The organism is Pseudomonas sp. GD03903 (assembly GCF_029840045.1).
In the GTDB taxonomy this organism is placed as follows: Bacteria; Pseudomonadota; Gammaproteobacteria; order Pseudomonadales; family Pseudomonadaceae; genus Pseudomonas; species Pseudomonas pseudonitroreducens.
In genome coordinates, this window is sequence record NZ_JAOCBT010000006.1 from 1 (window position 1) to 26,445 (window position 26,445).

General features: G+C 63.3%; 21 protein-coding genes and 3 tRNA genes. 13 read left to right on the top strand and 11 right to left on the bottom strand.

The window, feature by feature from the left end:
* Positions 1-485: 485 nt before the first annotated feature.
* The 3 genes from N5C91_RS10905 to N5C91_RS10915 form a co-directional block, all read right to left on the bottom strand.
* Positions 486-561 (bottom strand) — tRNA-Lys (locus N5C91_RS10905).
* A gap of 6 nt (positions 562-567) precedes the next feature.
* Positions 568-644, bottom strand: a tRNA-Pro gene (locus tag N5C91_RS10910).
* 9 nt (positions 645-653) lie between these two features.
* A tRNA-Asn gene (locus N5C91_RS10915) sits at positions 654-729 on the bottom strand.
* 217 nt (positions 730-946) lie between these two features.
* On the opposite strand from N5C91_RS10915, the gene N5C91_RS10920 reads away from it, so the two are divergent.
* Positions 947-3,241 (top strand): DUF1631 domain-containing protein, encoded by a 2,295-nt coding sequence (locus tag N5C91_RS10920; protein WP_279829578.1) that lies wholly within the window; start codon positions 947-949, stop codon positions 3,239-3,241.
* A gap of 11 nt (positions 3,242-3,252) precedes the next feature.
* Positions 3,253-3,606, top strand: a complete 354-nt coding sequence (locus N5C91_RS10925; protein WP_236175531.1) for a PilZ domain-containing protein — start codon at positions 3,253-3,255, stop codon at positions 3,604-3,606.
* Positions 3,607-3,745: 139 nt separating this feature from the next.
* Here N5C91_RS10925 and clpB read toward each other — a convergent pair whose 3' ends face one another.
* The 3 genes from clpB to rluD all read right to left on the bottom strand — a co-directional run bounded on the left by clpB (position 3,746) and on the right by rluD (position 8,223).
* Positions 3,746-6,310, bottom strand: coding sequence for an ATP-dependent chaperone ClpB (clpB, locus tag N5C91_RS10930; protein ID WP_236175530.1), 2,565 nt, complete (start codon positions 6,308-6,310; stop codon positions 3,746-3,748).
* 231 nt (positions 6,311-6,541) lie between these two features.
* A complete protein-coding gene (gene pgeF, locus N5C91_RS10935) occupies positions 6,542-7,267 on the bottom strand; it encodes a peptidoglycan editing factor PgeF (protein ID WP_279829581.1) in 726 nt (241 codons plus the stop codon).
* A complete protein-coding gene (rluD, locus tag N5C91_RS10940) occupies positions 7,264-8,223 on the bottom strand; it encodes a 23S rRNA pseudouridine(1911/1915/1917) synthase RluD (protein WP_236175528.1) in 960 nt (319 codons plus the stop codon). The genes pgeF and rluD overlap by 4 nt, the downstream gene beginning before the upstream one ends.
* 147 nt (positions 8,224-8,370) lie before the next feature.
* On the opposite strand from rluD, the gene N5C91_RS10945 reads away from it, so the two are divergent.
* The 4 genes from N5C91_RS10945 to N5C91_RS10960 all read left to right on the top strand — a co-directional run bounded on the left by N5C91_RS10945 (position 8,371) and on the right by N5C91_RS10960 (position 12,728).
* Complete coding sequence (locus N5C91_RS10945; protein ID WP_236175527.1) at positions 8,371-9,396, top strand: outer membrane protein assembly factor BamD; 1,026 nt, start codon at positions 8,371-8,373, stop codon at positions 9,394-9,396.
* Between the two features lie 163 nt (positions 9,397-9,559).
* A complete protein-coding gene (locus N5C91_RS10950; RefSeq protein ID WP_275094733.1) occupies positions 9,560-9,796 on the top strand; it encodes a PP0621 family protein in 237 nt (78 codons plus the stop codon).
* The gene (locus tag N5C91_RS10955) at positions 9,786-11,375 is read left to right on the top strand and encodes an ATP-binding protein (RefSeq protein ID WP_236175526.1); all 1,590 of its coding nucleotides are present in this window, start codon (positions 9,786-9,788) and stop codon (positions 11,373-11,375) included. The genes N5C91_RS10950 and N5C91_RS10955 overlap by 11 nt, the downstream gene beginning before the upstream one ends.
* Positions 11,376-11,390: 15 nt before the next feature.
* The gene (locus N5C91_RS10960; protein WP_236200418.1) at positions 11,391-12,728 is read left to right on the top strand and encodes a sigma-54 dependent transcriptional regulator; all 1,338 of its coding nucleotides are present in this window, start codon (positions 11,391-11,393) and stop codon (positions 12,726-12,728) included.
* A gap of 13 nt (positions 12,729-12,741) precedes the next feature.
* On the opposite strand, the gene thiO is transcribed toward N5C91_RS10960, so the two are convergent.
* A complete protein-coding gene (thiO, locus tag N5C91_RS10965; RefSeq protein WP_279829586.1) occupies positions 12,742-13,851 on the bottom strand; it encodes a glycine oxidase ThiO in 1,110 nt (369 codons plus the stop codon).
* Between the two features lie 194 nt (positions 13,852-14,045).
* On the opposite strand from thiO, the gene N5C91_RS10970 reads away from it, so the two are divergent.
* The 7 genes from N5C91_RS10970 to N5C91_RS11000 all read left to right on the top strand — a co-directional run bounded on the left by N5C91_RS10970 (position 14,046) and on the right by N5C91_RS11000 (position 21,568).
* Positions 14,046-14,558, top strand: a complete 513-nt coding sequence (locus N5C91_RS10970) for a GspH/FimT family pseudopilin (protein ID WP_279829588.1) — start codon at positions 14,046-14,048, stop codon at positions 14,556-14,558.
* Positions 14,559-14,708: 150 nt separating this feature from the next.
* A complete protein-coding gene (locus N5C91_RS10975; RefSeq protein WP_236200421.1) occupies positions 14,709-15,200 on the top strand; it encodes a GspH/FimT family pseudopilin in 492 nt (163 codons plus the stop codon).
* A gap of 8 nt (positions 15,201-15,208) precedes the next feature.
* Positions 15,209-15,709, top strand: coding sequence for a type IV pilus modification protein PilV (gene pilV / locus N5C91_RS10980; RefSeq protein ID WP_279829591.1), 501 nt, complete (start codon positions 15,209-15,211; stop codon positions 15,707-15,709).
* A 9-nt stretch (positions 15,710-15,718) separates the two neighbouring features.
* The gene (locus N5C91_RS10985) at positions 15,719-16,531 is read left to right on the top strand and encodes a PilW family protein (RefSeq protein WP_276574805.1); all 813 of its coding nucleotides are present in this window, start codon (positions 15,719-15,721) and stop codon (positions 16,529-16,531) included.
* Complete coding sequence (locus N5C91_RS10990) at positions 16,528-17,130, top strand: PilX N-terminal domain-containing pilus assembly protein (protein ID WP_236200424.1); 603 nt, start codon at positions 16,528-16,530, stop codon at positions 17,128-17,130. The genes N5C91_RS10985 and N5C91_RS10990 overlap by 4 nt, the downstream gene beginning before the upstream one ends.
* Positions 17,130-21,119, top strand: a complete 3,990-nt coding sequence (locus N5C91_RS10995; protein WP_279829595.1) for a PilC/PilY family type IV pilus protein — start codon at positions 17,130-17,132, stop codon at positions 21,117-21,119. Before N5C91_RS10990 ends, N5C91_RS10995 begins: the two co-directional genes overlap by 1 nt.
* Positions 21,116-21,568, top strand: a complete 453-nt coding sequence (locus N5C91_RS11000; protein ID WP_279829597.1) for a type IV pilin protein — start codon at positions 21,116-21,118, stop codon at positions 21,566-21,568. Before N5C91_RS10995 ends, N5C91_RS11000 begins: the two co-directional genes overlap by 4 nt.
* 62 nt (positions 21,569-21,630) lie before the next feature.
* On the opposite strand, the gene ispH is transcribed toward N5C91_RS11000, so the two are convergent.
* The 4 genes from ispH to ileS form a co-directional block, all read right to left on the bottom strand.
* The gene (ispH, locus tag N5C91_RS11005) at positions 21,631-22,575 is read right to left on the bottom strand and encodes a 4-hydroxy-3-methylbut-2-enyl diphosphate reductase (RefSeq protein WP_279829599.1); all 945 of its coding nucleotides are present in this window, start codon (positions 22,573-22,575) and stop codon (positions 21,631-21,633) included.
* A 97-nt stretch (positions 22,576-22,672) separates the two neighbouring features.
* Positions 22,673-23,110, bottom strand: a complete 438-nt coding sequence (gene fkpB / locus N5C91_RS11010; protein WP_279829601.1) for an FKBP-type peptidyl-prolyl cis-trans isomerase — start codon at positions 23,108-23,110, stop codon at positions 22,673-22,675.
* Positions 23,103-23,612 carry a signal peptidase II gene (lspA, locus tag N5C91_RS11015; RefSeq protein WP_226045990.1) on the bottom strand — a complete coding sequence of 170 codons (510 nt, stop codon included), beginning with the start codon at positions 23,610-23,612 and terminating at the stop codon, positions 23,103-23,105. The genes fkpB and lspA overlap by 8 nt, the downstream gene beginning before the upstream one ends.
* Positions 23,605-26,439 carry an isoleucine--tRNA ligase gene (gene ileS, locus N5C91_RS11020; protein ID WP_279829606.1) on the bottom strand — a complete coding sequence of 945 codons (2,835 nt, stop codon included), beginning with the start codon at positions 26,437-26,439 and terminating at the stop codon, positions 23,605-23,607. The genes lspA and ileS overlap by 8 nt, the downstream gene beginning before the upstream one ends.
* Positions 26,440-26,445 lie beyond the last annotated feature (6 nt).

Consider the following 26,445-nt stretch of genomic DNA (forward strand, 5'->3'; position numbering starts at 1 on the left):
TTTGACCGTGACGTTTTCGGGAGCGACGTCTTTGCTGTCGACCTGGAGCAGGTATTTGGTGCCTGCTTTTGCCTTGATCTTATCGCCAGACTTGAGCGCAATTTTCTTCGACGCGCTCTCGGTTGCGGCGATAACACCGATATTTTCAATTGCCATTTGACCCACCTCGGGTACACGCTTTGTGAGGTGAGCAGCTTAAATTTTCGCCACAGCCCGGCAGATCAGAATGTCCTGACAAAGCACTTGGCTTTTCTGATCGGCGCCGTAGGCCGCCAGGAATGGCGAATGACGAAAGCAGGTCAGGGCGGATGAGCCACTTTCATAAAGGATCCACGACCGGGAAGTCGAAGCGAATCGATACCAAGCCGCCATGCCAATTAGTGCAATGGTGAAGAATTGAGAGCAAAAAAAAGCCCACCATCAGGTGGGCTTTTTTTGAAACGGTTTAACGCGCTTCCAGCATCTACAAGTAGACGCCTTGAATATGGTGGGTCGTGTAGGATTCGAACCTACGACCAATTGGTTAAAAGCCAACTGCTCTACCGACTGAGCTAACGACCCAAAATTTGGTCGGGGTAGGGGGATTCGAACTCCCGACATCTTGCTCCCAAAGCAAGCGCGCTACCGGACTGCGCTATACCCCGTTTGAAAGTTGGCTCCGCGACCTGGACTCGAACCAGGGACCCAATGATTAACAGTCATTTGCTCTACCGACTGAGCTATCGCGGAACGACGAACCTTTCAATCTCCTCCACTTCGCTTCCGGCTTCACCGGAATCCCGTATCAGAGGCGCGCCATTTTACGTATATCGAAACGCCTGTCAACACTCTGATCCAAAAAGTTTTTCTCTGCTTTGCAGGTGGCCGGGCTGGTTGCTATATGTGCATGGAAAAGCCCAAGTGATCCACCGCGGGTGTAAACGGAACGATCACGCACAGGATGGCCATGAGCAACAAGGACACCCCACCGCCCTCCCCTGTCGCCAGCCGGGTAATCCAGCCCCGCTTCGGTGAACTGGTACAGGGCTGCCGCCAATTGGCGATGAACCACCTCGCCGAGCTCCTGGGGAATGTCTTCGCCCAGGTGGACGACACGCTCTTCGAGTGCGCCGAGAAGGCCGAGAACAATCAGGTCCAGGCACTCTTCTTCGACGCCATGCGCGAAGTCCGCCGAGAGCGGCCAAATCTCGAGCGCTTCTATCACCAGCGCATAGCCCAGGGGCTGAGCGACTTCCTCGAGGGCAGACTGCCACTCGCAGCGCCGCTGGAAGATCTCGATATGGACCAGTTGACCTTGGTCGGCAACGATGAGTATGAAGAGACGCTGCTGGTGACCAACATGGTCAACCAGGTGCGGGCCCACTGCGCCCAGCCGCTGTTCGCCCTGGATCAGCGCCTGGCGCTGCTCAACAATGGCAGCAAGCTGGGGGAAGATCGCAACCCCTTCGGCCCCCAGGCAATTGCCCAGGCCTTCCGCGACACCCTGGCACGCAGTGACTTCCCGCTGCGGATCAAGACCATTCTTTATGTCCTGTTCGACCAGCAGGTGATGCAGCACCTGCTGCCTTTGTATGAACAGTTGAACAAGCGCCTGGCCGACGGCGGCATCCTGCCAAACCTGAAGTACCGCCCACAGGGGCAGCGTTCGGCGCCAACACCCCGCTCGGCCCCGCCCGAGAAGAACACCGTGACGACCGAGGGCGGGCCAGCGGCATCTGCGCCCTACACGGCGGGCGAATTGCCGGACATGCCCCCCGGCGACCGCAATGCCCTGTTCGGCGGACTCGCGGTGCTGCTCGCCGAGCATCGCCGACGCGGCAACAAGGCGACGCTGTTCGGCAACACCCAGAGCATCGTCAGCTTCGGCCCGAGCTCGGCCACGACAACCTACAGCGCCAACGAACTGCTGGAGGCACTGAATCGCCTGCAGCGCGAATCCGCCCAGGAGCTGGCACATCGCCTGCGCCAACCGCAACCGGTCGACGCCCTGAAGGCCAATCTGCAGCGCCAGCTGGAAGCCGGCAGCGCGCAACCGAACAACACCCGACTGACCGACCAGGAAGCCGATGTCATCGACCTGGTGGGCATGGTCTTCGACTTCATCCTTGACGACGAAAACCTGCCTGACAGCTGCAAGACCACGCTTTCCCACCTGCACACGCCCTTCCTCAAGGTGGCGCTGCTGGACAAGCAATTGTTCACCCAGCACCACCATCCCGCGCGCAAGCTGCTCAACGCCATGGCCCAGGCCGGCGTGCTTTACGGCGGAGAGGGTGAGGAGCGCGCCCTGCTGGCCAAGATGCACTGGGTGGTCGAGCGGGTGATCCAGGACTTCGTTGGCGACCTTGCACTGTTCGATAACCTGCTGGGCGACTTCAACGAGTACGTCACCAACCTGCGGCAGAAGGTCGAGTTGCGCGAACGACGCGCCATGGAAGCCGCCCGTGGCCGCGACCGTCTGCTGGCGGCACGGGAGCAGGCACTGGATGCCATCGCCAAGGTGACCCGCGACCGCGAACTGCCGGAGCTGGTACGTAACTTCCTCGAAATGAGCTGGTGCGATGCTCTCACCTTTATTGTCTTGCGCAGCGGCGAACACAGCGATGAATGGCGGCGCGCCTGCGAAGTCGGCGAGCAACTGGCGTGGAGCGTGACGCCATTGGACGCCGCCGGCCGTGAACACCTGCAGGCCATCCGTCTGGCGCTGCTGGAAGAACTGCGCAAGGGCCTGGAAGTCCTGGGCGGATACCACGAGGACGGCATTCGTCGCCTGCTGCAGGACCTGGTCGCCTGCCAGCACGCGATCCAGGCCCAGCAGCCGCAGATTGCCGCGCAGCTCAAGCAGGAGCTGCCGGAAAGCCCGCTGGGCGCCATGCTCGGTGCCGAAGGCCATACGCTCAGCAAACCCAGCGCCGAGCCCCTGTCCGAACGCGTGCGGGTACTGATGAAGGAACTGAGCCACCTGGAGTTCGGCACCTGGTTCGAGTTCAGCGACACCACACCGGCACGCCGGCTCAAGCTTTCGTGGTTCAGCCCGACCACGCGCAACTATATGTTCGTCGACCACACCGGGCAGCGGGTAGCGGTCAAACCGATAGTGCAGTTGGCCCAGGAAATGGAAGCGGGCAAGGTCCGCCTGGTACCGACGGAACAGTCCGCCCCGCTGATGGATCGTGCGCTGAACGCGATCTACCGGGTCCTGCAACGCTTTACTTCCGGGCGCAGCCCGGCACAGACCTGAAGGAGCAGTCGATGGGAGAACGTCGCCAGCACAGCCGGCAGCAGACCGGGCTGACCGTGGAAGTCTTCGACCGCCATTCCGGGCGCAGCCTGGGCCGCCTTGCCGATCTTTCCGCAGAGGGTTTCATGCTCTGCGGCGTGGAGGTTCCGGAAGCTGACTCCGTCTGGGACTGCCAGCTCGTGCCAGCACCGCCGCTGGACGAAATCGGCGAAATCCAACTCGGTGCCGACTGCCTGTGGAGCCGTGCCGGCACCGATGGCCAACTGGGCTGGGCCGGTTTCCACATCATCGATATCGCCGAAGACCAGGCCGAGCTGCTCGAGCAACTGCTGGTCATGCTCGGTGGTGCCCGCGAGACCGGCTGACGCTCAGGACTCTGCATGCAGGAGCGAGCTTGCTCGCGAACTATCGGCCCGGCAGCGGGGGGTGTTCGCGAGCAAGCTCGCCCCTACAGGGAGCCATGAAAAAGCCCGCCAATTGGCGGGCTTTTTGCTGGTTTGTCGATCAGGAGAAGACGATCTCGTCGTTCTCTACCTTGGCGCTGATCTTCGCCCCCGGGTTGAACCTGCCGGCCAGGATCAGTTGCGCCAGCGGGTTCTCGATCCAGCGCTGGATCGCGCGCTTGAGCGGTCGCGCGCCATACACCGGGTCGAAACCGACGGCGATCAGCTTGTCCATTGCCTCGTCGCTCAGCTCCAGGCTCAGCTCGCGCTCGGCCAGGCGCTTGCGCAGACGCCCCATCTGGATCTGGGCGATACCGGCGATCTGCTCGCGGGCCAGCGGCTCGAAGACCACGACTTCGTCGATCCGGTTGATGAATTCCGGACGGAAGTGCGCATTCACCGCATCCATGACCGCAGCGTGTTGCGCCTCGCGGTCACCCACCAGCTCCTGGATCTGCGCCGAACCGAGGTTGGAGGTCATCACCACCACGGTGTTGCGGAAGTCCACGGTACGCCCATGGCTGTCGGTCAGGCGGCCGTCTTCCAGCACCTGCAGCAGGACGTTGAAGACGTCCGGATGGGCCTTCTCGACCTCGTCCAGCAACACCACCGAATAAGGCTTGCGGCGCACGGCTTCGGTCAGGTAACCGCCCTCTTCGTAACCCACGTAGCCCGGCGGTGCGCCGATCAGGCGGGCCACGGAGTGCTTCTCCATGAACTCGGACATGTCGATGCGCACCAGCGCTTCCTCGGTGTCAAAGAGGAACTCGGCCAGCGCCTTGCACAGCTCGGTCTTGCCCACCCCGGTCGGGCCGAGGAAGAGGAACGAGCCGCTGGGGCGGTTCGGGTCGGCCAGGCCGGCGCGGGAACGCCGCACGGCATTGGAGACGGCAACCACGGCTTCGTGCTGGCCGATGACGCGCTTGTGCAGCTCGTCTTCCATGCGCAGCAGCTTCTCGCGTTCACCCTCGAGCATCTTGGACACCGGAATACCGGTCCACTTGGCGACGACTTCGGCGATTTCCTCGTCGGTCACCTTGTTGCGCAGCAACTGCTTCTCGGTCTGACCGTGCTGGTCGACCATCTGCAGGCTGCGCTCCAGGTCCGGAATGGTCTGGTACTGGATGCGCGCCATGGTTTCCAGGTCGCCCTTGCGCCGCGCGGCCTCCATTTCCTGCTTGGCCTGCTCGATCTTCTGCTGAATCTGCGCGGAACCCTGAACCTCGGCTTTCTCCGATTTCCAGATTTCCTCGAGGTCGGCGTACTCGCGCTCGAGCTTGGCGATGTCTTCTTCGAGCTTGGCGAGGCGCTTCTTGGTGGCCTCGTCGTCTTCCTTCTTCAGCGCCTCGCGCTCGATCTTCAGCTGGATCAGGCGGCGATCCAGGCGATCGAGCTCCTCCGGCTTGGAGTCGATCTCCATGCGGATGCGGCTGGCAGCCTCGTCGATCAGGTCGATGGCCTTGTCCGGCAACTGGCGGTCGGTGATGTAGCGGTGGCTGAGCTTGGCCGCGGCGATGATCGCGCCGTCGGTGATGGTGACACCGTGGTGCACCTCGTAGCGCTCTTTCAGGCCACGCAGGATGGCAATGGTGTCTTCCTCGCTCGGCTCATCCACCAGGACTTTCTGGAAGCGGCGCTCCAGTGCGGCGTCCTTCTCGATGTACTGGCGGTATTCGTCCAGGGTGGTGGCGCCCACACAGTGCAACTCGCCGCGGGCCAGGGCCGGCTTGAGCATGTTGCCGGCGTCCATGGCGCCCTCGGCCTTGCCTGCGCCGACCATGGTGTGCAGTTCGTCGATGAACAGGATGATCCGGCCTTCCTGCTTGGACAGCTCGTTGAGCACGGCTTTCAGGCGCTCCTCGAACTCGCCACGGAACTTGGCGCCGGCGATCAGCGAGCCCATATCCAGCGCCAGCAGGCGCTTGTCCTTCAGGCCGTCAGGCACTTCGCCGTTGACGATGCGCTGGGCCAGGCCTTCGACGATAGCGGTCTTGCCGACGCCTGGTTCGCCGATCAGCACGGGGTTGTTCTTGGTGCGGCGCTGCAGGACCTGGATGGTCCGGCGGATTTCATCGTCGCGGCCGATCACCGGGTCAAGCTTGCCGTCCTCGGCACGCTTGGTCATGTCGACGGTGTACTTGTCCAGAGCCTGGCGCGAGTCTTCGGCGTTGGGATCGTTTACCGCCTCGCCGCCGCGCAGGTTGGCCACGGCGTTCTCCAGGGCCTTCTTGGAGACACCCTGGCTGGTCAGCAGTTTGCCCAGCTTGGTGCTGTCGTCCATGGCGGCGAGCAGTACGAGTTCGCTGGAGATGAACTGATCGCCCTTCTGCTGGGCCAGGCGGTCGGCCTGGTTGAGCAGGCGCGCCAGGTCCTGCGACAGGTTCACGTCGCCAGTGGGGTTCTGGATCTTCGGCAGCGTGTCCATCTCCTTATTAAGAGAGGAGCGCAGCGCGGGAATGTCGAAGCCGACCTGCATCAGCAGGGGCTTGATGGAGCCGCCCTGCTGCTCGATGAGCGCGGACAGCAGGTGCACCGGCTCGATGGCCGGGTGGTCATGTCCAACGGCCAGGGACTGGGCGTCGGAGAGGGCAAGCTGGAGCTTGCTGGTCAAACGGTCGATTCGCATGAGGGTCGTCCTTCCTGTCTAGAGCGGGCCGGAGCGATGAGTGCCCCTGGTCACGACTAACCCGCCGGGATGCCAGATAGATAAGGACGATTTTGGTCGGTTCAAGCCATTTGGCCATGACACCCGTCAGATGATGCTCTCGAAATGATCGTAGGAGCGGACTCTGTCCGCGATAGGCCTGCATCGCGCCTGAGACCATCGCGGACAGAGTCCGCTCCTACGAATAGGGCGTCAGGCGAGCCAGATCAGGCTGGCCAGGCGGCCGGTGCGCGAGCTGCGGCGGTAGGAATAGAAGCGTTCGGCGTCTGTGAAGGTGCAGAAGTCTCCACCGTAGACCGCGGTGACGCCTTTTGCGGCGAGGCGGATGCGCGCCAGCTCATAGATGTCAGCCATGTACTTGCCGGCGTTGGCGCTGGGCAGGAAGGCGCGCTCGGCTTCGGCATGTTCGGCCAGAAATGCCTCACGCACTTCCGGACCGACTTCAAAGGCCTGCGGGCCGATGGACGGACCCAGCCAGGCCAGCAGTTCTGCCGGCGCGACGCCCATGGCATCCACGGTCGCCTCCAGCACGCCACCGGCCAGCCCGCGCCAACCGGCATGGGCCGCGGCGACGCGAGTGCCGGCGCGGTCGCAGAACAGCGCTGGCAGGCAATCGGCGGTCATGATGGTGCAGGCGATGCCAGGGGTATCGCTCCAGCTGGCATCCGCGGTGGCGACAGCGGACGGATCAGCCTCGACCACCTCGATGCCATGCACCTGGCTCAACCAGGCCGGCTGGCAGCCCAGCTCGGCGGTCAGGCGGCGACGGTTCTCGGCGACGGCGGCGGGCTCGTCGCCGACGTGCTCACCGAGGTTGAAGCTGTCGAAAGGCAAGGCGCTGACGCCGCCGGCACGGGTAGTCACGCAGGAGCGGACATTCGCCGGAGCCGGCCAGTCGGGCGTCAGCCAGGGGCTCATACGAACGACTCGTTGTCCTGCCGCAGCAGGCTCAGCAGCCAGGTGAAGTCGTCCGGCAGCGGTGATTCCCATTTCATGCGCACGTTGGTAGCCGGGTGGTCCAGCTCCAGGAAGCGCGCGTGCAGGGCCTGGCGCGGGAAGTCGCGCAGGGATTCGATGAGTGTCGGGCTGGCACCCGGCGGAATCCGGAAGCGCCCGCCGTAGGTGGGATCGCCCACCAGCGGGTGGCCGATGTGCGTCATATGGACGCGGATCTGATGGGTGCGCCCAGTCTCCAGCTTCACCCGCGTGTGGGTGTGCGCGCGGAAGCGCTCCAGTACGCGGTAATGGCTGATGGCGACCTTGCCGGTCTCGATCACTGCCATTTTCTGCCGTTGCACACCGTGGCGGCCGATGGGCGCATCGACGGTGCCGCCAGCGACGATCACGCCGGTGACGATGGCTTCATAGATGCGGCTGACGCTGCGCGCCTGCAACTGGGCGACCAGATTGGTGTGGGCTTCCAGAGTCTTGGCCACCACCATCAGGCCGGTGGTGTCCTTGTCCAGGCGATGCACGATGCCGGCGCGCGGCACGTTGGCCAGGTGCGGCACATGGTGCAGCAGCGCGTTGAGCAGGGTGCCGTCCTGGTGGCCGGCGGCGGGGTGAACCACCAGGCCGGTCGGCTTGTCGATGACCAGGATGTGCTCGTCTTCGTAGACGATGTCCAGCTCGATGTCCTGGGCGACCCATTCACCCTGGGCCTCCAGCTCGACATCCAGTTCCAGGCGCGAGCCGGCATGGACGATATCGCGCGGACGCAGCACGGCGCCGTCGACCTTGAGACGGCCGTCCTTGATCCAGCCAGCCAGGCGGGAACGGGAGTGGTCGGAGAAGAGCTGGGCGGCGACCTGGTCGAGACGCTGACCACCGAGGTCGAACGGCACTTCTGCCGCGAGTTGGATCATATTGGACATGACGGGACACGAAGGGCGCGCGGCCTTTTGGTTCAGCGGCACGCTGTGGTTAAATACGGGGCCTTTGTCCCAGGGGTACCCCTGGGGCGCCAATCATAACAGACGGTTGCGGCCGCGACAGCCGACCGTCCAGGGACGCAAGCCGCCATGCAAGTGAAACACCTGCTGCTGATCGCCATCCTAGCCTTCGTCACCGCTTGCTCCTCCAAGGGTGAGAAGGTGGATGAGAACCTGAGCGAAAGCCAGCTGTACCAGCAGGCCCAGGACGACCTCAATAACAAGAGCTATACCAACGCCGTCGCCAAGCTGAAGGCGCTGGAGTCCCGCTATCCGTTCGGCCGCTACGCCGAGCAGGCCCAGTTGGAGCTGATCTACGCCAACTACAAGAACATGGAGCCCGAGGCCGCCCGTGCCGCTGCCGAGCGCTTCATCCGCCTGCACCCGCAGCATCCGAACGTCGACTACGCCTATTACCTCAAGGGCCTGGCGTCCTTCGACCAGGACCGAGGCCTGCTGGCGCGCTTCCTGCCGCTGGACATGACCAAGCGTGACCCGGGCGCCGCCCGCGACTCCTTCAACGAGTTCGCCCAACTGGTCAGCCGCTACCCGAACAGCCGCTACGCCCCGGACGCCAAGGCGCGCATGATCTACCTGCGCAACCTGCTGGCCGCCTACGAAGTGCACGTCGGCCACTACTACCTCAAGCGCCAGGCCTACGTCGCCGCCGCCAACCGTGGTCGCTACGTGGTCGAGAACTTCCAGGAAACCCCGGCCGTCGGCGATGGCCTGGCGATCATGGTCGAGGCCTACCAACGCCTGGGCCTGAACGACCTGGCCGACTCCAGCCTGGAGACCCTGAAAGCGAACTACCCGGACAACCCCAGCCTCAAGGATGGCCAGTTCGTTCCGCGTGAAGACGAAGCCGACAATCGTTCCTGGCTGGCCAAGGCCACTCTGGGCCTGATCGAGACCAACGATGCCCCGCCGCACATGGAAACCCAGGCATCCAAGGACGTGATCAAGCAGTACGAGGACGCCGAACAGCAGATCCCCGCCGAGCTCAAGCCCGAGAATCAGAGCGACGTGGAAGAGGAACAGCACGAGTCCGAAGGCAACGCCGGCGGCAGCGACCGTTCCTGGTTCAGCTACATGACCTTCGGTATCTTCGACTGATACCGTCGGGCTCGACGAAAAAGGGAGGCTTCGGCCTCCCTTTTTTCATCCCGGCTGGCCATGGCAGCTCTTTCACCCAGGATCGAAGGGTGCGCGCGCAAGCTCACTGTCCGGCATCGCGCGGCTTGGATAAACTGCCGGTCTTTATGTTCAAGGGATTGCCATGACTCGTCTGCTGTTCTGGATCGCCCTCTTCGCCCTGGGCTGGTGGTTGTGGCGCAAGGCCACCCGGCCGGCGCGCCCCGTGGAGAAACCCAAGGGTGACGACCAGGCTGCGCCGATGGTTCGCTGCGCGCAGTGCGGCGTGCATGTGCCACAGAGCCATGCCCTCAAGGATGAGAGCAAGTGGTACTGCAGCCGGGCGCACCTCGAACAGGACCACACCGACCGTGGTCGCTGAAGGCATCTCCCTCACGGGCCAGGGCCTGCGGGTCCTGCGCCTGTACCATCTGTACCGCCTGACCATCGGGCTGGTGCTGGTGCTGCTGATCTCCAGCAGCCTGGACGATGAACTCCTCAAGCTCGCCCACCCCGAACTCTTTCACATCGGCTGCTGGGTCTACCTGGTCCTCAACATCCTGATCGCGGTGCTGATGCCAACACCGCGCCAGCTGCTGCCCATCTTCCTCCTGGCGGCACTGGATATACTCCTGCTCAGTGCGCTGTTCTATACCGCCGGCGGCATTCCCAGCGGCATCGGCAACCTGATGGTGGTCGCCGTCGCCATTGCCAATATCCTCCTGCGCGGTCGCGTCGGCCTGCTCATCGCGGCCATCGCCGCCATCGGCCTGATCTACCTGACCTTCTATCTGAGCCTCAGCCAGCCCACGGCGATCAACCACTACGTGCAGGCCGGCGGCCTGGGGGCCCTGAGCTTTGCCTCGGCCCTGCTGATCCAGGCCCTGGCCCGGCGCCAGCAGATCGTCGAGAGCATCGCCGAACAGCGAGCGACCACGGTAGCCAACCTCGAAGAGCTCAATGCGCTGATCCTCCAGCGCATGCGCACCGGCATCCTGGTACTGGGCGACCGTCACCGCGTGCTGCTGGCCAACCAGAGTGCGACGACCCTGCTGGGGGGCCACGACCTGCCCGGCCACTCGCTGGCCGAGTACAGTCCGCAACTGGTCTCCAGCCTCCAGCAATGGCAACAGAACCCCGCCCTGCGCCCGCCAAGCCTGCAACCGCTGGAATCCGGCCCTACCGTGCAGCCGAGCTTCATCCCGCTGCGCCGGGGCAATGAACAGCACATCCTGATGTTTCTCGAGGACATCTCGCAGATCGCCCAGCAGGCGCAACAGCTCAAGCTCGCCGCCCTCGGCCGGCTGACCGCCGGCATCGCCCACGAAATCCGCAATCCGCTGGGGGCGATCAGCCACGCAGCGCAACTGCTGCTGGAATCGGAAGAACTGGACAAGCCCGACAGGCGCCTGACGCAGATCATCCAGGACCAGTCGCGACGCATGAACCTGGTCATCGAGAACGTCCTCCAGCTGTCGCGCCGGCGCCAGGCCGAGCCGCAGTTGCTCGACCTGAAATACTGGCTTCACCGTTACGCCGGAGAACTGCGCGAAAGCCTGCGCGATGGCCAGCAGATCCATGTCGAAACTGGCTCGGGCACAGTGCAGACGCGCATGGACCCCCACCAGTTGACGCAGGTACTGACCAACCTCGTGCAGAATGGGTTACGGTACAGCACTCAGAAAAACGGCACCGGACAGGTCTGGCTGCGTCTGTTCCGCGACAGCGAGACCGACCTGCCGGTACTCGAAGTGCTCGATGACGGCCCCGGCATTGCCGCCGAACAGCGGGGGAAGCTGTTCGAGCCGTTCTTCACCACCGAAAGCAAGGGCACAGGCCTTGGCCTGTACATCTCCCGCGAGCTGTGCGAAAGCAACCAGGCTCGACTGGACTACAAGACGCGTGACGAAGGCGGTAGTTGCTTCCGCATCACCTTCGCCCACCCGCGCAAACAAAGCTAAGAAGACGCAAAGAACATGAGCCGTCAAAAAGCCCTGATCGTCGACGACGAACCCGATATCCGCGAACTGCTGGAAATCACCCTCGGCCGCATGAAGCTGGATACCCGCAGCGCCCGCAACGTCAAGGAAGCCCGCGACTTCCTGGCCCGCGAGCCGTTCGACTTCTGCCTCACCGACATGCGCCTGCCCGATGGCACCGGCCTGGACCTGGTGCAATACATCCAGCAGCGCCATCCGCAGATGCCGGTGGCGATGATCACCGCGTTCGGCAGCCTGGACACCGCCGTACAGGCGCTCAAGGCTGGCGCCTTCGACTTCCTGACCAAGCCGGTGGACCTCGCCCGCCTGCGCGAGCTGGTGAACTCCGCCCTGCGCCTGCGCGCGCCGGAAGCCGAGGAAGCCCCGGTGGACAGCCGCCTGCTCGGCGACTCCCCGCCCATGCGCACACTGCGCAACCAGGTGGCCAAGCTGGCCCGTAGCCAGGCACCGGTGTACATCAGCGGCGAGTCCGGCAGCGGCAAGGAGTTGGTGGCGCGGCTGATCCACGAGCAGGGCCCACGGGAGGTGCAGACCTTCGTGCCGGTCAACTGCGGCGCCATTCCCTCCGAGCTGATGGAAAGCGAGTTCTTCGGCCACAAGAAAGGCAGCTTCACCGGTGCCGTGGAAGACAAGCTCGGCCTGTTCCAGGCGGCTAACGGCGGCACCCTGTTCCTCGACGAGGTTGCCGACCTGCCGCTGCCGATGCAGGTCAAGCTGCTGCGGGTCATCCAGGAAAAGGCCGTGCGCGCCGTGGGTGGCCAGCAGGAAGTCGCGGTGGACGTGCGCATTCTCTGCGCGACCCACAAGGACCTGGCCGCTGAAGTGGCCGCCGGGCGCTTCCGCCAGGACCTCTACTATCGCCTGAACGTCATCGAGCTGCGGGTTCCGCCCCTGCGCGAGCGTCGGGAAGACATCCCGTTGCTGACCGATCGCGTACTCAAACGCCTCGCCGGGGACAGCGGGCTGGCGGCGGCCTCGGTCAGCGCCGACGCGCTGGAGAAGCTCAAGAGCTATCGCTTCCCAGGCAACGTGCGGGAGCTGGAGAACATGCTGGAGCGCGCCTACACGCTCTGCGAGGACGACGTCATCCAGCCCCACGACCTGCGACTGGCCGAGACCAGCACTGCGGACAGCGGTGGCGAAGCGAGCCTCGCGCAGATCGACAACCTCGAGGACTACCTCGAGGACATCGAGCGCAAGCTGATCATGCAGGCTCTGGAAGAGACTCGCTGGAACCGCACTGCGGCGGCGCAGCGCCTGGGCCTGACCTTCCGCTCCATGCGCTATCGCCTGAAGAAACTGGGGATCGACTGATCCCCAGCCGCCCCTAGACGATGGGCGTCGCCACCAGGCGCCCTTCTGGCGCGTACGGCGCCGCCTCGATGATCGGCGAGCGCTTCTGCATCAGATCCGCCAGCAACTGGCAGGACGCCGGCGCCAGCACCAGGCCGTTACGGTAGTGGCCGGTGTTCAGCCACAGCCCCGGATGACCGGGCACCTCGCCAATGAAGGGAATACCCTGCGGCGAGCCCGGGCGCAATCCGGCCCAGTGATTCACCGGCTCCCTGGCCGCCAGCGCGGGAATCAGTTCTTCCGCCGAGGCGCGCAGGCTGCTCAAGGCATCGCCCGTCGGAGTCTTGTCAAAACCGGCATGCTCCAGCGTGCTGCCCACCAGGATATGCCCGTCGCGGCGCGGAATCGCGTAGCGACCCTTGGCCAGCACCATGCTGGAGAGGAAATCCGCGGCGCAGCGATAGAGGATCATCTGCCCCTTCACCGGCTCGACCGGCAGCACCAGGCCCAGTTTCGCCAGCAGCTCACCGCTCCAGGCGCCAGCAGCCAGCACCACCGCATCAGCAGCGAAATCGCCCTGCTCGGTGCGCACGCCTTTCACCTGTTCACCCTCGCGGAGGAAGCCGACCACCTCGACCTGCTCGCGTACGCTGACGTTCGGCAGTCGCAGCAGCGCCTCGCGCAGCGACTTGGCCAGGCGCGGGTTACGGACGTTGGCCACGCCCGACATGTACACGGCGCGCTCGAACCCCTGCCCCAGCACCGGGACGGCTTCCCGCACGGCGCCGATGTTCACTTCCGCAAGCGGGCGGCCATTGGCCTTGGCCCATGCCAGGGCTTCGGCCTGGTCATCGAGGTCCAGCCAGTAGAGACCGGTGACATGCACTTCCGGATCAAGCCCGGTGTCGGCGAGCAGCCGTTCGCCCAGTCGCGGGTAGAAGTCCTGCGACCAGTGGGCCAGGTTGGCAACTGCCGCGCTGTAACGCCACGGATAGAGCGGCGAAACGATACCGCCGCCGGCCCAGGAGGCCTCGCGACCAGTCTCGCCTTTTTCCAGCAGCACCACTTCGGCGCCCGCCTGCCCCAGAGTCCAGGCAGTCAGCATCCCGACTACGCCACCGCCCACTACGATCATGTCCGGCATACCACGCCCCACATCACAGGAAATTCAACGGCCCATCGCCGGCCGCACACTATACCGGGCATGAGTCGCTGACGGAGCCAGACAGAAGTCGGTGCGGCATCGGACCACTCCTACACAGCGTGTCCAACTCGACGACAAGCGCCAACTGGGTCGCCGCCAATACTTCCCCCATCTCGGTCGTGCGGAAATGAACCATGCCCAGGGGAAAAGGCTTCACCCTCATCGAACTGCTTTTCACGCTCGCAATCCTTGCCATCGCCCTGTCCATCGCAGCACCGTCATTCAGCGAAATGCTGAAGAACCAGCGCGCCAGTACTGCCGCCCTGGAGCTGCGCAACGCCCTGGACTACACCCGTGAGTCCGCCGCACACAGCGGGCAAGCGACCAGCATCGCCGCAATCAGCGGCGACTGGGCCGCCGGCTGGGAGGTCTTCGCCGATTCCGGCAACCGCGGAACACGAGAGTCGTCGCTATCACCGCTCGCCGCCCACGGCCCACTGAACGGCATCAGCATCCGCACCGACAACACCTCGCGCCGCTACATTCACTTCACCCCACGCGGCAACGCCATCCAGCCCAATGGCGCGTTTCACTCGAGCACACTGACCATCTGCGGTGAGGGTCAGTCGAGCTTTCGCGTCGTGTTCAACAAGGTGGGGCGCATTCGCACGGAATCAGGAAGCACCGAGGAGTTCTGCTCCCGCTGATCGACTTCGCAGTCCCCCAGCGACACAGTTCACACAACCCTGGCGCACATGACCGGATATCGCCCTATCGCGAACGGTCATCCATAGAAAAAGGACATTTCCCACAAGACAAGGCAGCATTGCCGCTATCTAAAAAGCGAGGAATGCGCCATGTCGCGCCGTAAGGCATCGGCGGGGTTTACCGTTATCGAGCTGATGATGGTGGTGTTTGTCGCGGCGATCTTCGTCGCCGTTGCACTACCAAGCTTCAGCACCGCCATCACCAACTCCCGCCTTCAATCAGCCAGCAACGAACTGGCCAGTCTGATTCAGTACGCGCGAAGCGCCGCGGTACAGAACAATCAGAGCATGAACATCTGTGCCAGCAGCGGCGTATGGAGCGTTCGCAAGAGTTGTACCGACGCCAGTGCAACTGTCCTGCGTTCATTTACCCCACCCACCGGCGTCACGGTGTCGGCATCGGTAACCAGCCTGACTTTCCGCTCGAATGGTACCGCCAGCGGCTCCGCGGATCTCATCGCCTGCGCGAACAGCACGGCCTCGTCCGGCTACAAGCTGAGCATTCAGGCCAGCGGTTTCGTGAAACTCAACGCCCAGGGCAAGGACGGTAGCGCCGCCCTGAGCTCCTGCACCCCTTCGTGAGATCCACGATGAAGAATATTCGCGGCTTCAGCATGATCGAAGTACTCATCACGTTGGTGCTGGTCTGCATCGGCGTGCTCGGCATGGTCGCCCTGCAGGGACGGACCGTGAGCTACACCCAGGACTCAGTGCAGCGCAACACTGCCGCCGCGCTGGCCAATGATCTGGTCGAAATGATTCGTGCCAACCCGACCGGCCTGCCAGCAAGCTCGGGGTTCTACAAGGCTGCCAACAGCGCCTTCCCCGACGCCCCTACCGCCGGTTGCAGCACCCCCACCAACGTTCCGTCAGAACAGTTGGCCTGCTGGGGACAGAAGGCCGGAAAGCTGCTGCCCGGTGCCAGCTCGCTGCTCACCAGCGACTTTTACGTTTGCCGATCGCTTAACGCCAACAGCTGCGGCAACGGCTCGGCCGTAGAGATCCAGCTGGCATGGACCGTCAAGCCCGGAGAGTGCATGGATAACAGTACGGCAACCACCTGTTATTACCGCCTGCGCACCGAAATCTAGGAATTCGAGATGAACAACCGACACCTGCAGCGCGGCCTCTCGATGATCGAACTGATGGTCGCGCTGGCCATCAGCAGCTTTCTCATCGTAGGGGTTACTCAGATCTACATTGATAACAAGCGCAGCTATACCTTCCAGCAGAGCCAGTCGGAGAATCAGGAAGGGTCTCGCTATTCCCTGATCTTCCTGCAGCAGGAGCTGGCGAAGGCAGGTTACCGCCGCCGCCCGGATGAGCCGATCGATTCGGCATTCAAGGCGGAAAACCTGTCAGGCTGCAACTTCGCCGCTGGCCAGACCGTGATGCGCATCAGCGCCAGTTCGGTCTGCATCCGCTACCAGCCGCGCGATAGCAATGATCGAGACTGCCAGGGCAACGCAGTCGCAACCGCCGCCGACTTCACATCGCCCTACACCAAGTCGACCGAGAACTTCGTAGAGCGGATCTGGTTCGACAGTGCCAACAACAATCTGGTGTGCACACGCCAGGCCGGCACCACCACCAAGGACGCGATCATGATGAGCGGCCTGGCAGACCTTCGCTTCGTTTTCGGCGTCGGTAGCGCCGCCAGCCCGCGCAACATCACTCAATACACGGCGAGCCCCACTACGACCCAGCCGATTCTTGCTGTGCGATTCATCACGCTGACTCGCAGCAGCTCCAACTATGTGCGCGATGCCAGCACTGCCGACAACGCCCTGCAGAACTGGAAGGATTACAGCGGCGCTACAGCCGCCGAAGTCACCGCGCTGAAAAACGCCGACAAGAGCCAGCTTTATCAATTCAGCCAGAACACCGTCACTCTCAGGAACCTGACGCCATGATGACCGCAAAGCCCCTCAGCAAGTCTTACGGCTCGCGGAACAAGCAAACCGGCGCCTCGCTGTTCATCGCGCTGGTTATCCTGCTGCTGGTCACCTTGCTGGCTCTCTCCAGCACTCGAGAAGTGGCGCTGGAGTCGCGCATTACTGCCAACTTCGTGGAACAGCAGCGCCTGTCGAACGGTGCCGAGGCAGGTCTGCGCGATGGCGAATACTCGATGATCAACCGCTTGCGTCCGCTGGAGCCGACAGCGTCCTGCGCAACAGCCGCCGCCGGCACCGTGCCGGACCCGTGCCTGCTCAAGCTGCGCAATAACACCGCCACCTATTCGCTGCTGTTCGCAACCGCAGGTCTGTCGCGCGCGTACTACCCCAAGGACGGTACGCAAGCCGATAGCAGAATGCCCATCGTCTGGTACGCACTACCTGCGCCAGGCGGTGCGGAATCCGGCGAAGCCGAGAACCCCGAGTACGGCAACATGATGAACCAGACGGGCACGTTCCGTTACGAAGTCAATGCCAAGGCTTCGACGACCACCACGAGCAATGCCGCTTACCTGCGTTCGACCACCGCCAAACTTTTCGACAACGGTGACCGTTGATGAAACTGACGACTTTCTCTCGCAAAGCAGCGATCAGCCTGCTGACCTGCTCGGCACTGTTCGGCGGCACTCAACAAGCTCAGGCAACGTTGCTCAACGTCGCGCAGTCGCCGTTGATCCTTTCCGAATCGGTTGCCCCCAACCTCGTCCTCACCCTGGATGACTCGGGCAGTATGCGTTACGCCTTCGCGCCGGACAGCATGGGTGACAATGGCGCCTACCGGCGCTTCAAGGCAGCTGTATTCAACCCGATGTACTACAACCCGGCAGTGACCTATCTGATCCCGACCAAGGTGAACAGTGACGGTTCGCGGGCAAATCCGGGCTACTCGACTTCCTTCACGGCGGCCTATTCCAACGGCCTGAAGACCAGTACTGGCACCACGGACCTGAGCACCTCCTACTGGGTCACACGCAACTCTGACCCAGCCAGCGCCCCCGGTTCCAACTTCACCTCCACCGACCCCACTTACGGCTGGCGTCAGTATGTCCAGAACCCCGACGCCGACTTCGGCCCCAGGGTCCTGAGCCAGACCACCACGACGGGCAATCCGCAAGTCACCAACAACTACACCTACAGTACCAACCTGCGTAGCTGCCCCAGCAACAACACGGTGGACCCCGACACCTCGACGAACTCCAACTCGACCACGGGGAGCGACGGCAACATCACCAAGGTCGACACCAGCACGACCACCACCTACGCCTATGTCAGTTGCAAGAAGAACAGCGGCAGTAGCAACCGTTACACACTCATCGTCAACGCGACGACCACCACCACCACCACCACCACAGTCAGCAGCCCAGATCGTACCCAGAGCAGAGTACCGGCGTACTACTACGTCTATGACTCGACCCTGACTGGCTGTACCTCCAGCACTGCCGACGACAACTGCTATCGACTGGTTACGGTATCCGCCACCTCCGGTGTAGGAAATACGGACGAACGCCAGAACTTCGCCATCTGGTATTCGTTCTATCGTACTCGCGCCCTCGCCACCCTCAGCGCGGCAAACCTGGCCTTCAACAGCCTGCCCACCAGCATCCGCCTGACCTGGCAGACACTGAACAGCTGCACCACTCTGAACTCCAGCGGCTGCGGCACGAACTACTTCCGCAAGTTTTCCGATCAGCACCGGGGCAATTTCTTCACCTGGCTGACGGGTGTTCCCTTCGTGGACGGCACCTCGTTGCGCCTGGCCATGAGCCGTGCCGGCGAGTTCCTGAAGACCTCGGACGCCTGGGCATATGACCCCAACCCGTTCACCTCCAGTGGGGGCCGCGGCACCACGGTGCAAAGTCCGACCTACGCCTGCCGTCCCAGCTATCAGATCATGATGACTGACGGTATGTGGAACGGTGACAACGGTTCCACCAGCGCCACCCTCAAGCCTGACCAGAACAACACGACCCTGCCCGACAGCAAGACCTACAGCAAGCAGGCACCGTTCAACGACGCGACCCAGAACACCCTGGCCGACCTGGCCTTCCACTACTGGGCGACTGACGCCAATACCAGTCTCGACAACGATGTGAAGCCGCTTCTGGTCGCCCCCAACACCAGCGATGCGACCGCCGAGTACTGGGACCCGCGTAACGACCCGGCCACCTGGCAACACCTGGTGAACTACACCATCGGCCTGGGCCTGACCAGCGCCCTCGACAAGCCGGGCATTCCGTGGAGTGGCGACACCTATGGTGGCGCAGGCTATACCGCGCTGAAGAATGGCACCGCCTGGCCGGCAGCCAGTGCGGACAGCGCCAACAACGTCTACGACCTCTGGCACACCGCAATCAACTCCCGCGGCGAGTTCTTCAGCGCCGACAGCCCGGACAAGATCGTCGAAGCCTTCCGCACGATCATCAACCGCATCAGTAACCGCACCGCATCGGCCAGCGCCCCGGGCGTAACTGCCTCGGTGGTAGAGGACACCATTACTCGCGAGGTCTACGAGACCCAGTTCAACAGCGAAGACTGGTCCGGCAACCTGATCAAATACACCATCGACAGCAATGGGGCTCGCACCCAATCCTGGGACCTGGCAACGACCCTCAATGGCGTGCAGGCCTCGACCCGCAATATCAAGATGTTCAGCAGCTCGGGCACCAGCAAGCTGAAGGACTTCACCTGGGCGAACCTCAGCACAGCCCAGCAGACCTTGCTGAACCGCGACTACGACACCACCAACTCCACTGCCGATACCAAGGGTGCGCAGCGCGTCGCCTACGTACGTGGCGACCAGAGCAACGAAGGCAGTGCCTCCGGCCAGTTCCGCGAGCGCAGCAGCGTCGTTGGCGACATCATCAACTCGTCGCCGGTACTCGTCGGTACACCGAAGTATCTGGCCTACCTTGCCGACGCAATCGATGGCGCCACCACGGATGGAAGCAGCAAGTACGCGGCGTTCCGTACCGCCAATAGCGCGGAAGGCGCCAACCCGGCCCGCCGTCCGATGGTCTACGTCGGCAGTAACGACGGCATGCTGCATGGTTTCGACACCCGCACCGGCGCCGAAGTCTTCTCCTACGTGCCCAGCGCCGTGATCGAGAACCTCTACAAGCTGCCCGCCAAGAAGTACAAGGGCGGCGCTCACCAGTTCTTTGTCGACGGCACGCCTGTGGTATCGGATGTCTATTACGGCGATGCCTGGCATACCGTGCTGGTCGGCACCCTCCGCGCTGGCGGCCGCTCGATGTTCGCGCTGGACATTACCAATCCGGATGCCATCACCCTGCTCTGGGAAAAGAGCTTCGATACCAGCAGCACCTACACCAACATGGGCTACACCTTCCCCACGCCGTCCATTGCCCGCCTGCACAACGGCAAATGGGCGGTAGTCACCGGCAACGGCTACGGAAACCAGAGCGCAACCGACGCCGACAAGGCATCGCTGATGATCCTGGACGTGCAAACCGGCGACATGATCAAGGAGCTGGTCGTCACCGGCGACAATACCAAGGCCAACGGCATGTCCAGCGTGAAGCTGGCCGATAACAACAGCGATGGCGTGGCCGACTACGCCTACGCGGGCGACCTGCAAGGCAACCTCTGGCGCTTCGATCTGTTCCCCGCCAGCGCCCGCGACAACAGCGGAACCGATCCCTTCAAGCGCGGCACCGGGGGGATTGTGGACTCCACAAGCAATGCCAATGACTTTGCCGTCTCCTACGGTGGAAAGCCGCTCTACACCGCCAAGGACAGCCGCGCTACGGGCGCGACTGCACAGACCATCATGGCGGCACCGTCGCTGGTACGGCATCCGACGACCCTGGGCTACCTCGTGATCTTCGGAACCGGTAAATACTTCGAAACCACTGACGGCAACGTCGATTCGACCCGAGCCCAGAGCATCTACGGCATCTGGGACCGCAAGACCCGCGCGCAAAGCACTTCGGCCCCGAACCCGGCACTGGCGCGCAGCAATCTTGTTACCCAGACCATCACCGAGGAAGCTGCGAACAATCCGTTCGCCAGCAATACCAACGTAGAGGGTATTCGCACAGTCAGTCAGACCTCGATCCAGTGGTACACCACCAACGCCACCGACACGACGGACAGCAGCGTGAACAAGTGGGGTTGGGTCCTGGACCTGAAGATCGATGGCTCGAGCACCCTGAGCGGCGAAATGATGATCAACCCGATGTCGACTCGCGGCACGACACTACTGGTCAACACGCTGACTCCCAATGCCGACCCATGCAAGGAAGGTGTCGACTCGTGGATCTATGGTCTCGACCCGTACACAGGTGGTCGGACCAAGTACAACGTGTTCGACTTGAACAATGACAAGACCATTAATGATGGTGACACCTACGGTAGTGGTAACAGCGTGGTGTCGGGTTACAAGAAACCCGGCGCAGGCGGTTTCACTACCAACAATGGTGAGATTTACACCTCTCCAGGTCTGGGCAGCGGCATGATGTACAGCTCTGGCCCGACCTCCACCGGGCGCCAGACTTGGCGAGCCATCCCTGAGGAAGCACGATGAAAACCTCTGCAAGCATGTCCGCAGGCTTCACGCTGATGGAGTTGATGATCGTGGTCGCGGTTATCGGCGTCCTGGCGGGCATCGCCTACCCAAGCTATTCGAACTATGTTCTGCGCGCGAATCGCAGTGAAGCTCAGTCAATGCTCAATGACGCTGCCGCGCGGCAGGAGCGCTACTACGCGCAGAACTACGCCTATGTCGTCAGCGCTACCGATCTGGGCAAGCTCGGTATGCGCAACACCACGGGCACCGGTAGCTCGACAGCAGTCAAGTCGGACACCGGGAAGTACACCTTGAGCGTTGGCACCGATAACAGCGGCTACATCCTGACAGCCACTCGAGCAGGCTCCCAGGTTGCTGATACAGCCTGCGGCAACCTCACGCTCAACGGTGCTGGAGTCAAAGGCGTAAGCGCTACAGGCGCCAGCGTCACAGACTGCTGGAAGTAAGTGCCCAACAAAAAAGCCCGATCAACTGATCGGGCTTTTTTATTGCCAGGACTAATCCGCGCTCAGAGCGCCTTGACGCGCAGTTCCTTGGGCATGGAGAAGGTAATGTTCTCCTCCCGCCCGTCGAGCTCCACTTCAGGCTCCGCACCCCAGTCGCGCAGTTGCTGGATCACGCCACGCACCAGCACTTCCGGAGCCGAGGCGCCGGCGGTGATGCCGATGCGCTGCACGCCATCGAACCATTCCTTCTGCATGTCCTCGGCACCGTCGATCAGGTAGCCGGGAGTGCCCATGCGCTCGGCCAGTTCGCGCAGGCGGTTGGAGTTGGAGCTGTTCGGGCTGCCCACTACCAGCACCAGGTCGCACTGGTCAGCCAGCTCCTTTACCGCGTCCTGGCGGTTCTGGGTGGCGTAGCAGATATCGTTCTTGCGCGGGCCCTGGATGTGCGGGAATTTCGCGCGCAGTGCATCGATCACCTTGGAAGTGTCGTCCATCGACAGGGTGGTCTGGGTGACAAAATGCAGCGCTTCGGCGTTGCGCACTTCCAGCGCGGTGACGTCGTCTTCGTCTTCCACCAGGTAGATGGCACCGCCGTTGGAGGCATCGTACTGGCCCATGGTGCCTTCCACTTCCGGATGACCTTCGTGGCCGATCAGGATGCACTCGTGGCCGTCACGGCTGTAGCGCACGACTTCCATGTGCACCTTGGTCACCAGCGGACAGGTCGCGTCGAAGACCTTCAGACCACGGTTCTCGGCCTCCTTGCGCACGGCCTGGGAAACCCCGTGGGCACTGAAGATGACGATGGTGTCGTCCGGCACCTGGTCGAGCTCCTCGACGAACACGGCGCCGCGGTCGCGCAGATTCTCCACCACGAACTTGTTGTGCACCACTTCATGGCGCACGTAGATCGGCGGGCCGAAGACGTCGAGGGCGCGGTTGACGATCTCGATCGCCCGGTCGACGCCGGCGCAGAAGCCGCGGGGATTGGCGAGTTTGATTTGCATGGTGGCCTCGGGTGCTACGCAAGCCGGCCCACGAGGGGCCGGTAGGAATACATCGCCTGATGCGAAACGGCCCACTGAATCCGGGCCGGCCGCACGATCAGGCTGATTTCACATCAATGATATCGACTTCGAAGGCGAGCGTTTTGCCAGCCAGCGGATGGTTGAAGTCGATGGTGACGTGTTGCTCGTCGAACTCTTTGACGACGCCCGGCAGCTCGGTCTTGGCGGCATCGTTGAAGATCACCAGCAGGCCTTCGGCCAGTTCCATGTCCTGGAACTGGTCGCGCGGCATCACCTGCACATTGGCCGGGTTAGGCTGGCCGAAGCCCGCCTCCGGCTCGATGGTCAGGGTGCGCTTGTCGCCAGCCTTGAGGCCGAACAGCGCCTGCTCGAAGCCCGGCAGCAGGTTGCCGTCACCGACCTTGAAGGTGGCCGGTTGCTTGTCGAAGGTGCTGTCGACGACGTTGCCGTCTTCGAGTTTCAGGGCGAAATGCAGGGTGACTTGGGAATCACCACCAATACGGACATCAACCATTGGCGGTCTCTCCGGAATTTTTCGATTTGAACATGTCCAGCGCCAGCATGATGGCGCCGACGGTGATGGCGCTGTCGGCCAGGTTGAAGGCCGGGAAGCGCCAGCGGTCCTGCCAGTGGACGAGGATGAAGTCCACCACGTGGCCCAGGACCATGCGGTCGTACAGGTTGCCCAGCGCGCCGCCCAGCACCAGGGCCAGGGCGATGGCCAGCCAGGTCTCGCCGCGCTTGAGGCGTTTGAGCCAGACCACCAGCACGACGCTGACCACGATGGCGATCAGGGCAAACAGCCAGCGCTGCCAGCCGGAGCTGTCGGCGAGGAAGCTGAACGCGGCGCCGGTGTTGTAGGCCAGGGTCCAGCTGAACAGGTCGGGGATGACCACGATCTGCTGGTACATGGTCAGCTCAGCCTGGAAGAAGGCCTTGGAGACCTGATCCAGGACGAACACCAGCACGGTGATCCACAGCCAGGGCAGGCGACCGAAGCGATCGGCGTTAGGCATAGTGACGCACCTCGCCCGCGCCTTCGATGTTCTCGACGCAGCGACCGCACAGTTCCGGATGAGCGGCATTGCTGCCGACATCCGCGCGGAAGTGCCAGCAACGGCCGCACTTGGCGTGGGAGGACTTCACCACCTGCAGCTTCAGGCCCGGCAGTTCACTCGCTACCGCATCGGCGGGCGCGGCGGACAGCGGCGCGACGGTGGCGGCGGAGGTAATCAGCACGAAGCGCAGCTCGTTGCCCAGCTTCTCCAGGCGCTTGGCCAGGGAGTCTTCGGCGTAGAGGGTGATCTCGGCCTGCAGGTTGCCGCCGATGGTCTTGGCGCTGCGCAGGTTCTCCAGTTCCTTGTTCACGGCGGCCTTGGCAGCCATGACTTCGTCCCAGTAGGCGCGATCCAGCTCGGCGTCGGCCGGCAGTTCCGCGAGACCGTCGTACCAGGTGGTCAGCATCACCGACTCGGCGCGCTCGCCCGGCATGAAGCTCCAGATTTCCTCGGCCGTGAAGGCCATGATCGGCGCGATCCAGCGCACCAGGGCCTCGGCGATGTGGAACAGCGCGGTCTGGCAGGAACGGCGGGCAACGCTGTTGGCCTGGGTGGTGTACTGGCGGTCCTTGATGATGTCCAGGTAGAAGCCGCCCAGCTCCTGCACGCAGAAGTTGTGCACCTTGGAGTAGACGTTCCAGAAGCGGTAGTCGCGGTAGGCCTCTTCCAGCTCGCGCTGCAGCTGCAGCGCGCGGTCGATGGCCCAGCGGTCCAGGGCCAGCAGCTGGTCGTTGGGCAGCAGGTCCTTGGCCGGGTCGAAGCCGGACAGGTTGGACAGCAGGAAGCGCGTGGTATTGCGGATACGACGGTAGGCGTCGGCGCTGCGCTGGAGGATCTGCTGGGAAACGGCGATCTCACCGGAGTAGTCGGTGGACGCAACCCACAGGCGCAGGATGTCGGCGCCCATGCTGTCGATCACGGTCTGCGGCACCACGGTGTTGCCCAGGGACTTGGACATCTTGCGGCCGGACTCGTCCACGGTGAAGCCGTGGGTCAGCAGTTGGCGGTACGGCGCATGGCCGTCGATCGCGCAGCCGGTCAGCAGCGACGAGTGGAACCAGCCGCGGTGCTGGTCGGAACCTTCCAGGTAGAGATCGGCGGCCGGACCGCTGGCATGGCCCAGCTCGGCGTGGGAGCCGCGCAGCACGTGCCAGTGGGTGGTGCCGGAGTCGAACCAGACGTCCAAGGTGTCGTTGATCTTGTCGTACTGCGCGGCTTCATCGCCCAGCAGTTCGGCGGCGTCGAGCTTGAACCAGGCTTCGATGCCCTCTTTCTCGACGCGCAGGGCCACTTCTTCCATCAGCTCGACGGTGCGCGGGTGCAGCTCGCCGGTGGCCTTGTGCAGGAAGAACGGAATCGGTACGCCCCAGTTGCGCTGGCGCGAGATGCACCAGTCCGGACGGCCGGCGATCATGCCGTGCAGGCGCGCCTGGCCCCAGTTGGGCACGAATTCGGTCTGCGTGATGGCCTCCAGCGCGCGCTCGCGCAGGGTTGCGCCGGTCTGCGGCTGCTTGTCCATGCCGACGAACCACTGCGCGGTGGCGCGGTAGATCAGCGGGGTCTTGTGGCGCCAGCAGTGCATGTAGCTGTGGTTGATGGCCGCGTGCTTGAGCAGCGCGCCAACTTCGTCGAGCTTGTCGACGATATTCGGGTTGGCCTTCCAGATGAACTGGCCGCCGAAGAACGGCAGGTCGGCCACGTACACGCCGTTGCTCTGCACCGGGCTGAGGATGTCGTCGTTGACCATGCCGTACTGCTTGCAGGTACGGAAGTCGTCCTCACCGTAGGCCGGGGCGGAGTGAACCACGCCGGTGCCGGCGCCCAGTTCGACGTACTCGGCCAGGTAGACCGGCGACAGGCGCTCGTAGAACGGATGACGGAAACGGATCAGGTCCAGCGCTTCGCCTTGTGCGGTAGCGATGACCTTGCCTTCCAGGCCATAACGCTGCAGGCAGGACTCGACCAGCTCCTCGGCCAGCACCAGCAGGCGCTCGCCGGTATCGACCAGGGCGTAGGTGAATTCAGGGTGAACGTTCAGCGCCTGGTTGGCCGGAATGGTCCAGGGGGTGGTGGTCCAGATGACGATGGCGGCCGGCTTGGGCAGGCTGGCCAGGCCGAAGGCGGCAGCCAGCTTGCCTTCGTCTTCCACCGGGAAGGCGACGTCGATGGCGTCGGACTTCTTGTCGGCATACTCGACTTCCGCCTCGGCCAGGGCCGAACCGCAGTCGAAGCACCAGTTCACCGGCTTCAGGCCCTTGAACACGAAGCCCTGCTTGACCATCTCGGCGAGGGCGCGGATTTCGCCAGCCTCGTTGGAGAAGTTCATGGTCTTGTAGGGGTTGTCCCAGTCACCCAGCACACCCAGACGGATGAAGTCGGCCTTCTGCCCTTCGATCTGCTCGGCGGCGTATTCACGGCACAGTTCGCGGGTCTTGTCCGCCGGCAGGTTCTTGCCGTGGGTGGTCTCGACCTTGTGCTCGATCGGCAGGCCGTGGCAGTCCCAACCCGGCACATAAGGGGCGTCGTAGCCGGCCAGGGTCTTGGAGCGGACGATGATGTCCTTGAGGATCTTGTTGACCGCGTGACCGATATGGATGCTGCCGTTGGCGTAGGGCGGGCCATCGTGCAGGATGAATTTCGGGCGACCTTCGCCAATCTTCCGCAGCTTCTGGTACAGGCCAATGTCGTTCCAGAGCTTCAGGGTCTGCGGCTCGCGCTGCGGCAGGCCGGCTTTCATCGGGAAGTCGGTTTCGGGAAGGTTCAGAGTGGCTTTGTAATCGGTCATCTCAGG